Annotated in this window: 5 protein-coding genes; 4 read left to right on the top strand and 1 reads right to left on the bottom strand. The window is 40.2% G+C overall.

The window, feature by feature from the left end; all coding sequences use genetic code 11:
• The first annotated feature begins 100 nt into the window (after positions 1 to 100).
• Positions 101 to 457, top strand: a complete 357-nt coding sequence (locus QT979_RS07570) for a hypothetical protein (protein ID WP_333309024.1) — start codon at positions 101 to 103, stop codon at positions 455 to 457.
• 133 nt (positions 458 to 590) lie between these two features.
• On the opposite strand, the gene QT979_RS07565 is transcribed toward QT979_RS07570, so the two are convergent.
• Positions 591 to 839: a gamma-aminobutyric acid A receptor, epsilon-like protein gene (locus QT979_RS07565; RefSeq protein ID WP_333211756.1), complete on the bottom strand. Its 249-nt coding sequence runs from the start codon at positions 837 to 839 to the stop codon at positions 591 to 593.
• A gap of 511 nt (positions 840 to 1,350) precedes the next feature.
• Between QT979_RS07565 and QT979_RS07560 the strand changes: the two genes are divergently transcribed.
• Genes QT979_RS07560 through QT979_RS07550 form a run of 3 tightly spaced genes read left to right on the top strand, consistent with a single transcriptional unit; the run spans position 1,351 to position 12,348 of the window.
• A complete protein-coding gene (locus QT979_RS07560) occupies positions 1,351 to 1,617 on the top strand; it encodes a hypothetical protein (protein WP_333309022.1) in 267 nt (88 codons plus the stop codon).
• A 58-nt stretch (positions 1,618 to 1,675) separates the two neighbouring features.
• Entirely contained in the window at positions 1,676 to 5,125 is a 3,450-nt protein-coding gene (locus QT979_RS07555) for a caspase family protein (protein ID WP_333309020.1), read from the top strand.
• Positions 5,126 to 5,154: 29 nt separating this feature from the next.
• Positions 5,155 to 12,348, top strand: a complete 7,194-nt coding sequence (locus QT979_RS07550) for an nSTAND1 domain-containing NTPase (protein ID WP_333309018.1) — start codon at positions 5,155 to 5,157, stop codon at positions 12,346 to 12,348.
• Positions 12,349 to 12,415 lie beyond the last annotated feature (67 nt).

Genomic DNA, 12,415 nt, shown 5'->3' with positions numbered 1-12,415 from the left:
TGTTTCAAAATATCATAAGCAATAGCAATATATCTGACTTGTCCCTTCTAACTTCTACAGCTAAGCTTGAATAAATATCTAACTTGAGGTAGATGGCTCAATGGTTAACAAGTGGTTAAGCAAAGTAACGATCGCTGCGGGGCTGTCGCTGCCCCTGTTAGGGCTGGCAGCAGCTAGCGTTTTCGCTGAGGTGGTCAAAATTTCGGTGATTAACAACAGCGGCAAGACGATGACAGCCGTTTATATGTCTCCTCCCGATAAGGATACTTGGGGAGAAAACGAGCTAGAGGCCCCCATTACCGATCGGGAAAAGGCAGATTTTGAGTGGGATCAAGCTGACTACGGCGGCTCGGATGCGGGCTGTATTTTCGATGTCAGGGCCGAATACGATGACGGCAAATGGACTGCTTTGGGTGCTGTTGACCTTTGTAAAGAGACTGCGCTCAACTTCAAGTAATCGATAATCTACGCAAAAACCGAGTTTTTTCAAGTCTGATATTCAACAAAATGATTGGGGACTTGGGAGAAAGCCGGTTTTTGCGATCGACCTTACAAACAATCTTAAATTTCGCGATCGACCAAAACATAATTTAAACAGGTTCAGGGATTGTCTGAGGAATTGGCCCCGGCACTGTTTGAGGAATTGGAGAGGGTACAGTTTCCGGCACCGGTTCGGGAATGGGCTGCGGAATTGGCGCAGGTACCGGTTCGGGTACAATGCCGGGAATCGGTTCGGGAACGGGGCCCGGCACTGGTGGCGATGCGGGTATAGTCGGGAACCCCGGTTCGGTACTGGGAATCTGCGGGCCGGGAAATGGACTAGGGTTGGGAAAAATCACGGCAATTCTATTAATAACTCGATACGATCATGGTAGATAAAAAACTAGAAATACGACATCTATCTAAATAGTGAAAATTTATTAAAATTGATATTTTGTACCATTTTAAATCAGCTTTTTGGAGTAGACGAAAGCAACCGGGTTTATTTGTATTTAATTTTTTAGGCTGACCGAAAGCAATTTGGTCACAGCCCCCCGGTACAGGCCGTGAACCCTTGAAAAAAGCGTAGCGTACTCATCACGTGCGATCGATACAGCCCGTGGGAGCAAATCTAAAATCTACAATCTAAAATCGATCGCCCTCCGAAAAGCCTTGCCAGCCTGTGGTTTGGCACGACACCTAGCCAAAAGTACAGGTTCTGTCCTGTACTTACGGCCAGTTGCGAGCTGGCCTTTTGGCTAATTTAAGACTGAACTAAAAGCTAGGAAATTTTTGGGGGTTGCTCTCTTAGAATCAAACCACGACCAGCCCCAAATTTTAGTTGAAATTCAACAACTAAAATTAAGCATTATGACACAGAGTGATGAATTATATCAAAAGCTGTTAGAGCTTGATGAAGATAGTCTCAAGGCGCAGCTTGGAATCAGAGTTCAAGAAATAGCGAGAGATCCAACAGCGCGATCGGCTTCTTTAGAAAGCCTTGATGAGGCTCTAATTGCGACTCCGAGAGGTGGAACTCCCGATCGTGCTGATGTCAACTTTGGCGATCGTCTCTTCAAGAAGGGGCTAAATGTCAAATCCTACAATCTGATGTGCAGCGAACTGTTTACTGATTAAGACTAGCTAATTAGCTTTCCTATAATTTTGCCTTGTTCTCTCTATAAACTAAACGCTCATGACTCGTAACATCTACGCACTATTAGTTGGAATCGACAAATATCAAGACCCAGTTCCTTCATTGCAAGGCTGTGTTAACGACATAACAGCGATCGAACTATATCTAACCCAACGTTTTGACAAAGACAAAGGGTATGAGCTTATTCCGCCAAAAAAACTCCTGAATTCGGAAGCAACCCGTCAGGCGATTATAGATGGATTTCGGCAACATCTATGTAATGCTCAAAGCAATGATGTGGTTCTTTTCTACTATAGTGGTCATGGCGCTCAGGAAGAAGCACCAGAGGAATTTTGGCACGTAGAGCCAGACCGACATAATGAAACATTGGTCTGTTATGACAGTCGCCAGGAAGGAGGCTGGGATTTAGCAGATAAAGAATTGGCAAAACTGATTTCTGAAGTCTCAGCTAAAAACCCACACATTACTATTATTCTTGATTGCTGTCATTCCGGTTCTGGCAGTAAAAATCCATTCCAAGAAACAGGAGTCCGTCTCGCTTCCACAGACAAGCGCCAGCGCCCAATAGATAGCTTTATCTTTAAACTTGAAGAGTTAGAAAAACTCTCTAATTCCAGTAACGGTGAACTGAATTCCATTGGCCTGAAGCTTCCTAAAGGTCGTCACATTCTCTTAGGGGGTTGTCAAGATAGTCAACTGGCGAAGGAATATAATGGAGGGGGTCAAAAACGGGGTGCTTTTTCCTACTTTTTGATGGATACGTTGCAACAAGCTAATGGCAAGTTGACTTATCGGGATTTGTTCAACCGAGCAAAAGCTATAATTGGTAGTCGAGTTTTAGATCAGTCTCCCCAACTTGAAATAAATCATCCAGGAGATGATAATCAATTTTTCTTAGATGGCGCGATCGCCGAACGGACTCCCTATTTCACCGTTAGCTATCACAAAAAGTATGGTTGGGTCATTGATGGGGGTGCTGTTCACGGAGTTCAAAGTCCTTCTAACGGCGAAACGACTTTACTAGCACTCTTTCCCTTTGACAGCCATGCTGAAGACTTACGGGAACCATCCAAGTCTGTCGGTGAAGCCAAAGTAACTCAGGTTTTGCCCCAGTTAAGTCAGGTCGAAATCAGTGGAAGTGAAAACCTAACGTCCGATCAGAATAAGACGTTTAAAGGTGTTATTACCAGTTTACCTTTGCCACCTCTAGGTGTTTATTTTGAGGGAGAGGAAGCGGGGGTAAAGTTAGCACGTCAAGCGATACAGTCAGCAGGACTGAACAACCAACCCTCTGCTTATGTCCGCGAAGAACAGGAATTCACCAAAGCTCAGTTTCGTTTGCTATGTCGGAATGACCAATATTTGATTGCCCGACCCGCTGACGATCGCCCCTTAGTAGCTCAAATTGAGGGTTATGCCCCAGAGAATGCCGAAACAGCGATTCAACGATTAGAGCATATTGCGCGATGGAATGCGATCGCAGAACTCCCCAGTTCGGGTAATGGTCTGATTAAAGTTGGGGATGTGGAAATGAAACTTATCTTTAATGATCCAAACATTTCTCAATCCGGGCAGATGCGTTTGGAATACAAGCACAATGACGATCAGTGGGAACCTCCTAGTTTTCGGGTTAAATTGACTAATAAAAGTCAGAAAAAACTTTACTGCGCTTTAGTCAATCTAACAGATTCTTTTGCAATTAGCTCTCCTTTTTTTGATACAGGAAGTGTAGCTCTCAAACCTGGAGAAGAAGCTTGGGCTTTAGAGCGAGAAGAATTAGAGCTAGAAGTACCTGATGAGTTATGGGAGCAAGGAATTACCGAGTTTAAAGACATTATTAAGTTGCTTGTTTGTACGGCTGAGTTTGATGCTCGGTTACTGACTCAACAAGAATTGGATTTTCCCCGACCCACAGCAAGAGATGTTCCATCCTCCAATCAAAACTCTCTGAATCGTTTGATGAATCGAGTGCAAAGTCGTACTATCAAACCCAAAAGTCAAGGAAAATATGATGATTGGTTCACAGATTCGATCGCAATTACAACTGTTCGACCCTTAGATGCTATTCGAGTTTCACCCACAGCAGAAAAGGAACTGGCAGCAGGAGTCAAGTTACAAGCGCATCCTAGCTTACAAGCAAATGCGCGTTTAACGACAATTCCTCAAGTGAGTCGGGATTTAGGAAATGCGATCTTGCCTCCTATTTTGCGAGAAGATCCTCAAGTCACTCAAACTTTTCAATTCACGAACAGTCGCGGAACCGATCCAGGTTTAAGTGTACTGGAATTGAGTCAAGTTGAAGACTATACAGTTGTTACCCCTGAGGCGCCTTTAAAGTTGTTAGTTGACACAACATTAGGACAAAATGAACATCTCTTACCGGTTGGCTATGATGGTGAGTTTTTCCTACCGTTAGGTCGAGGTCAAAAAACTAAAGATGGCAAAACGGAAATTCAGCTACAACGATTACCAAAACCATTCAATCAGGACAGAAGCGTACAAGGGTCTATTAAAATCCTATTTCAAAAGGTGTTGTGGGAACCGCTGGGTTTAGAGTTTGAATATCCGCTTCTGAGAGTGGCTAAGGTAGCGTCAGATGAAACGATAACCTATGTCACCGATCAAACGCAGATAAAAGCACTGGTAGCGAAGAGCAAGCGAATTTTGCTCTATGCTCACGGCATTCTCGGTGATACCGATAATATGGTCAAGAGCGTTCAACGAGCGAAAGTTAAATTGAATGGGAAACTATGTCCTCTCAAAGACCATTACGATCTAGTTCTGGCTTTTGACTACGAGAATATTAATACTTCAATTGAAGATAATGCTCGTAAGTTGAAAAAACGCCTAGAAGAAATAGGATTGAAAGCTAATCACGGCAAACTTTTGCATATTGTTGCTCATTCAATGGGGGGATTAGTTTCCCGTTGGTTGATTGAGCGAGAAGGCGGCAATAAGTTGGTTCAACATTTAATCATGTTGGGGACACCAAATGCAGGTTCTCCTTGGCCAACGGTTCAAGAATGGGCTACTTTTGCTTTGGGAATTGGGCTTAATAGTCTTTCCACCGTTGCTTTGCCTGTGAAAGTATTGGGGTGTTTACTCAGTGCCATAGAAGCTGTGGATGTAGCCCTAGATCAGATGAAACCGGGTTCTGAGTTTCTGAAATCCTTGGCTGCGAGTCCTAAAGATCCAGGTATTTCCTATTCAGTTCTTGCTGGTAATACTTCTATCAAAGCCATGCAAGGACAAGGAGAAGAAGCGAGTCGATTAAAGCGGCTGATGCAAAAATTATGCAGTCAAATTGTAGAATTTCCCTTCCTGGGTCAGTTGAATGATATTGCTGTGACTGTGCAGAGCATTAAGAGCATTCCCGAAGGAAGAAAAATTGCTCCTGTGATAAAAGACGTGGCTTGCGATCATTTGACTTATTTCGATGATTCAGAAGGTTTGAAGGCGTTGAGTTTAGCGTTGACTCAACAACATTAAAATTTTAAAAAGGTGCAGTAATTTTCTTGATGGCTGTTGCCTTTCTCACCTTGTCATTTATTTTAAATAGGAGTGCATCAATGTCTAAGTCTAAACACGATTTTCACCGTAATATCGCTATTATTATCGGAATTAATGATTACAGCAATGAAGTTCCTCGCTTAGAGACAGCAGTTCCAGATGCTGAAGAATTTGCTCGCCTTATGCAAGAGCGATATCAGTATGAAGTTCATTTGTTACTTAATGAAGATGCTACACTGAACAAGCTAAAACAACTGATTGACTGCTTCAGTAATAAAAAAATACCTTTTGGAAAAAATCCAGAGATTAATGATAAAGATCGCATCATACTCTATTTTGCAGGACATGGAAAAGCCTTGGACGCTAAGGAAAAACAAGAGGGACCAGTTGGTTACTTAATTCCTCAAGATGCTACTGATAATCCTGATACTTACTTGAAAATGCAGGATTTACACGATGCACTACTAAAACTTCCTTGTCGGCATCTATTGATCATTCTTGATTGCTGCTTTTCAGGAGCATTTTACTGGTCAAGCATCAATCGAGATGTTGTTCCGAAAGTTAAACTTTATAAACAAGTCTACGACCACTATATCAAATATCGGGCTTGGCAAGTTATTACCTCAACTTCTGATAAGCAAACAGCCATAGATTCTCCTCCCCGAGGCAAAGTAGTAGTGGGTTCAAAGGTTCATTCTCCCTTTGCAAAACATCTTTTTGATGTTTTAAAAAAAAATGATGATTATGAGGGTGGCATTATTACTGCCAATGATTTGTATAGATTTCTGCGAAAAGCAGTTGCAGTAGAAACAGAAGAATATAAAGCACAAACTCCTGGTATATGTCCGCTTAAACTACACGAGAATGGAGAATATCTTTTTCTATTGCAGAGTGAACCTAATTTAGAGGATGCACCTCCACTACGCCTAAAAGATAGTCCGTATCGAGGATTAGAGTCATATCAAGAAAAACACAAAGACTTATATTTTGGGAGAAAGGAACAAATTGAACAGCTTTACGAAAAAGTTAATAATTTCAATAACCGATCGCTAACAATAGTGCTGGGTGCTTCGGGAACAGGAAAATCTAGTTTAGTTGCAGCGGGCTTGATTCCCTACCTAGAAGAGAAAAGAAAAAGTCTGCAAAAATGGCACATTTTGAAAGAGCCGATTCGACTGGGAGAATTTCCTCTTATAGCATTAAAAAATAGTCTTTCACAACAGCTTAATTTTATAGATCCTAATCCAGATTCTGAGGAGACGCAGCAGGCAGATAAATCTACATGGTTTAGTAAAATCTTAAACTATGTATTTGGTAGGAAAGAAGTTAATCCAACCAAACCACAACAATCGCTTGAGGAAGAAGTTAAGTTACTTTCCGATCGCCTCAAAAACTGGTTTGACAAAAATTCATATGGCACGCTTATGTTGGCGATAGATCAGTTTGAAGAACTGATTACTCTCCAACCTCGCCCGGAACAAAAAGAGCAAAAGAAAAAGCAGAAAAAAAAGGGCCAACCAGAAAAGACACAACAAGAACTGGTTTTGATATGGCTGAAGGACTCACTAGATTTTTATAAAGATCGGCTGCGGATTGTATTGACTATTCGTTCTGATTTTGAAGTTCAATTTCAAGATAAAGACTTGAAGGACTATTGGACAGAGAAAGCCCGATTTCATATTAAAGAGATGACAACAGCCGAATTGCGAGAGGCAATTACAGAACCTGCGTCAAAAAATTCAATATTTTTTGTGCCGAACACGCTGATCGATACATTGGTGGATGAGGTCGCAGGGATGCCAGGAACTTTGCCCTTGCTTTCATTTACGTTAAATGAGCTTTACCGCATATTTGCAGAAAGTGTTAATGAGGGAGAAAGAGACGATCGGGCAATTATCAGAAAAGATTACGACAAACTGGGGGGAGTGGCGCGATCTCTGACTCAAAGAGCAGAGAAAGAATACGAAAAGTTAGTCAAACGCGAACAAGTTTATCAGTATTTACGCAAAATAGTCATATTTAACGATCCGCTGATAAGCCAGAAGTATTCTCGAATTTTTCAGTGGCTGTTTTGGGCAAGTTTTGCATACGAGCAAACAATTTGTCGTGTGATGTTGCGGATGGTTGCAGTTGGTAGTGGTGAATTAGCTCGCCGACGAGTACTTGAGTCTGAATTGGAGTATTCAGAGCCAGAAAATACCAGACGGAAAAAAGTAGTTGACGAATTTGTAAATGCACGCCTACTTGTTAAATATACTGAGGACGGTCAAACCTATGTCGAACCTGCCCATGATGTCTTAGTGCGAGGATGGGATAGGCTGCTGAAGTGGAAACAAGAGGAGGAAAAGAAGGGAAACTTAATTTTACAAAGGCAGCTTACACCTGCGGCTGTTGAGTGGAAATTTGAGCGATCAAAATCAAACAGGTATCTTTGGGACAATCACCCACGTCTTAATTGGTTGAAAAAAGAGCTAAAATCCTCTCAAAATTGGTTCAATCAGTTAGATGCTGAGTTTGTGAATTGCAGCATTAATGAAAAGTATCGGAAAAATTTTTTAATTATCTTGCTGAGCGGAGTCATAGGAATTGGGTTTTTCAGTCTCATTGCAATTAGCTTGAGAAACAAAGAAATAAGTGGAATCCGTACTTCTACAGATGCAGCAAAAGCAAAATTATCGCAACAAAATGATTTAGAAGCTTTGATAGAGCTTTTGCAAGCTAGCAAGAATATTGATAATTCATCAAGTTCGTGGACTCAATGGATAGCTCTACTTGAGCAGAATCAAGCTATAAAGAATCTTGATAGTCAATTAAATAGCAGTTTAAAATTTAGCCCTTTAAACTTGATAGGTGTGTATCAGCAAGATGAAGCTATGATAGCGAATGCGCAACTAAGAGCAACTTTGCTTAAAGCAGTTTATGTAGCAAAAGAACGCAACCGACTGCGACTGGATAGAGGGAGTATTTATCGGGTTGCTTTTCACCCTACAAAAGATTTACTCGCTACAGTCGGAGAACGAGATGTGGTTAGGCTATGGGATAGTTCAGGTAAACAAATTGACTTACTATTAACGGGTCAAGGTGAACAAAATGTTGAAGTTTACAGTGTAGCATTTTCTAATGATGGCAAGTTCCTAGCTACAGGCGATAACCAAGGCAAAGTCAAGCTTTGGGAAATCAAAGATGATAATACAGTTAAGTCTCAACCAATGCAAACTATCCCCCTCGACGTTGAGTCTAAACCAACGCAAACTATTGCCGCCGACACCGACAAAAAAAATTCTTCTATTGTCCGTGATATAAGCTTTAGCCCCGACAACAAATTCCTAGCAATAATCAAAAAAGAAGCGACAACCGAAGCGACTGTTGAGTTTTTCAAAAAAGAAAAAAACGGTCAATTCAAACCCAAAGATATCTCGAATAGTCAACTAGGTCAACAAAAAAATATATGGGATTTAGAATTCAGTAGAAAAGAATCTCCAGTACAACTTGCAACTCTTAACCCAAATAACACAGTTAGCTTGTGGAGTATTTCTTCATCAGAAAAAGATAACACGCTTAGCTTTGATAAAATTTCATCAGCACAAGAAAAAAATCATTTCAATAGTATCGCATTTAGTGTAGATAATAACCTAGTAACAGGTGGATACGGTAATATTGAAAACGAAAAAAACGAAAACTTTGATAGCAAATACTTGTGCGAAAATGATAGCCAAGTTCGACTTGAAGACAAGAAATGTGAATTTCAAAGCCAGCAAAGGGAAATCTATGAATTGGCATTCAGTAAGGATGGCAAGCTAGCAACTGTTGGTGCTGATGATACAGTCAGAATCTGGAAATCAGGTACAGAAATTGACAAAATTCAACCCCCTGAAGAGAGAACTGAACAAGTCCAAGCCCAAAGTATAGCTATTAGTCCTAATGGTCAACTTTTGGCAACCGTTAGAGGTGATGATAGCGTCACGTTATGGAACGTTTCAGGTGACGCGATACGCCGATTCCGAACAGAGGGGGGAAAGATCAACAGTGTGGCATTTAGTCCTAACAACGAACTGCTGGCCATTAGTACAGAACAAGGTAATGTTAGTCTATGGAATACTCAGGGCAAAAAACTTGATGAAATTCAGCGAAAGAAAGACGATAAGGGACAGTCGATAAAGAATGTGATCTTTCATCAGGAGAACAATGTCTTGAAGTTAATAACTATTCCAGAGAAAGGTACTATTTTTGTTTATAATCTTGAAGACAAGAAGTTTAAGAAGAATAAAGGAGAATACGATCGTACTGAACAATCAAAACTATCTGATTTAAAGAGCCTAGCGTACTCTCCTACGAAAAAGCTAGTAGCAACGATTGGAACAGATGGTACTTTCAAGTTATGGAATTATCCCGATTTCACTACTATCCAAAATGTTCCTGGTCAATTTAGTAGTGTAGCATTCAGTCATAACGGCAAGTGGCTGGTAACTGGTGACAAGAACGGTACAGTTAAGCGTTGGGAGATTAAGGAAAATTCACAAGGCTTGACGCTGTATGACGAATTCTCAACAGGGAAAACAAGCCTTAATGACGTAGCATTTTATCCTTTAAATAGCTATAGAATTTTCACGGCTGGGGATGACGGTACAGTAAGAGAATGGGACTTATCATCTAATCGACAACTTCCATCTTCAGCAAAAAATAAGGAAGAAAATGTCAAAAAACAAGTTTTTAGCCCTGATGGTAAGCTATTAGCTACTCTTGATGAAGAGAAACAACTCAACTTATGGCAAATTCCAGATAACGGCACTTTTTCAGAAAAGAAAGAAATTAGCAAGGCTGATATTTTTAAATCAAAAAGTTTTGAAAGTGTGATATTTAGCCCTGACAGCAAGTTCATCGTGACTGCCATAAACCAAGACGGTAAGAACCAGATCGTTCTAGGGAATATAGAGGGCCAAGAGGTCAAACAGCTTGACAAGCAACCTCTTGACAAACAACCTCTAGAAAAAAATCAGAATATTAAAAGTCTAGATTTTAGTAAGGATAATAAACTGTTAGCGATAACAGGTGATAATAAAATTAAGCTTTGGCAAATCAAAAATAAAAAATTAGAAGTTCTAGATGTTCTTCCCGAAGAGCTTAAAAAAAAGAGTATTGCTTTAGCCAGATTTACCCATGATGGTAAGAAAATAGCAACTGTTGAAGTTACTAAAGATAAAAACAGCGAGAATAAAAATAAAAACAGCAAGAATGTAGAGTTGTGGCAGATTTCCTCTGATGATTCACTTTGGCAAAAAATATATTGCCACTTGCCCTGGTCTAAATGTCCTCAACCTAATCCTTTAATCACTGTCATACCCACGGAACAAGAAAGCGTTGAGAGCTTGGGATTTAGTCGTAATGGTCAAAAACTGGCAATAGGTGGTTCTGACGGTACGTTTAAATTATGGACTATTAAGACAAAAGAGTTCAAAAAGTTTACCATAAAACAAAATCAACAAGCAAAAATTTATCAAATCCAGTTTAGCAAAGATGGTGAACTAATAGCAAGTATTGAAACCGATCCAAACACAGGAAATAACACCGATCCAAAAACAGCAAATAACAATGTTATATTATGGGATTTGGAAGGCAACCAACTCAGGACAATAGCATTGCCAGGAGCGAGTGTCAAAAGTGTATTCTTCACTGAAGATAGTAAACGATTACTCGTCGCAGATAACCAGGGTAAAACTATATTCTTTGAAGTTGATTTAAAGGAGTTAAGAAAGAAAAGCTGTCAATTAGTTCAGGATTATTTAACGTACAACTCCGATCTCAATATAAATGAGACGAAGAAGCTTTGCCCCAGCACTAAAGGTGATTCTTCTTCAAATAGGTATGTTGATGATAAAGTTAGTGGAGGTGAAAAAGTGTTATTAACAAAAATCAATAATTCTTATGAAAAAGAAGAAGGAATCGAATATTTTGAGCAGGGAGATTTTGAATTAGCTGAGTTACTTTTTGATTATTATTTACTAGAAAACAAAAACGATCCAGAAGCCAGAATTTACCTAAACAATGCCCGAATTGGCGAACAATCATCACACACGATCGCAGTATCAGTTCCCATTAGCAGCGATGTCAACGGTTCTTTAGAAATCCTGCGGGGAGTAGCTCAAGCTCAAAACGACTATAACAACTGGGCAAAGACACAACAGGGTATCATACCAATACGGGTATTAATTGCGGACGATCGCAACGATCCAAAAGTAGCGAAAAAGATAGCAACAAACTTAGCTGACAACTCTGATGTTCTCGGAGTTGTAGGACACTTTTCCAGCAGCGTCACCCGGGAAGCAGCCACAGTTTACAACGATAAAGGATTGGTGACAATTTCTCCAATTAGTACCTCAGTCAAATTATCAGAAGTGATGGGTAAAGATAAATACATTTTTCGCACGGTTCCTAATGACAAAGTAGCTGCCCAAGAGTTAGCTAATTATACGCTTAACTCGTTAAAGAAGCAGAAAGCTGTCTTGTTCTATAACTCCCAAAGTGAGTACAGCCAATCTCTTAGCTCTGAGTTTAAATCTGCTTTTGCTTCCAAAGGCGGGCAAGGATTGAAAGAAAATGAAGTTGACTTGTTCAACCAAAGTTTTGATCCTACAAAGATTCTTGAAAAGATTGATGAAAATACTGCGCTGGTTTTCTTAGCCGATAATAGCAAGCTCAATCAACTTTTTGAAGTTGTAAAAGCAAATAATGGAAAGTCGCCTATCTTAGCAGGAGATGATGTCTATGGGCCTCAAGTATTGGAATTCTTTCATAAACAGAAGTTACCAAATCCAAAAGGCTTATTTGTTGCAATTCCTTGGCACATTGGAAATAATCCCAGCTTACAATTTTCGAGTCTCTCTAAAGGACTTTGGGGCGATCGAGATGTTAACTGGCGAACTGTTACCGCTTACGATGCAGCAAAAGCTTTGATTGCAGCTATCAAGCAAAATCCCGACCGCAAAGAAATCGCTAAAATTCTCCATTCCAATACCTTTCATGCTCAGGGGGCAGTCGAACCAGTACAGTTTTTACCATCGGGCGATCGCGATGGAAATATTATCGAACTCGTCAAGATAGTTAAGCCTACTTCTAAATCTCGTTCCGGCTATGACTATGAGTTTGTTCCCGTTGAGAATCAAACTAGGTCAAACTATGTCACTAAACCAAAAACCTCAAAATAGGTACGTTTAGGAATCCAGTAAAAGCGATAGCAAAAATTATTCCACTTTAATCACATCCAAACACTCA

Origin of the sequence: Microcoleus sp. w2-18bC1, from assembly GCF_036700365.1 — a bacterium.
Taxonomy (GTDB): domain Bacteria; phylum Cyanobacteriota; class Cyanobacteriia; order Cyanobacteriales; family Microcoleaceae; genus Microcoleus.
This window is presented reverse-complemented; position numbering and strand designations above follow the sequence as displayed.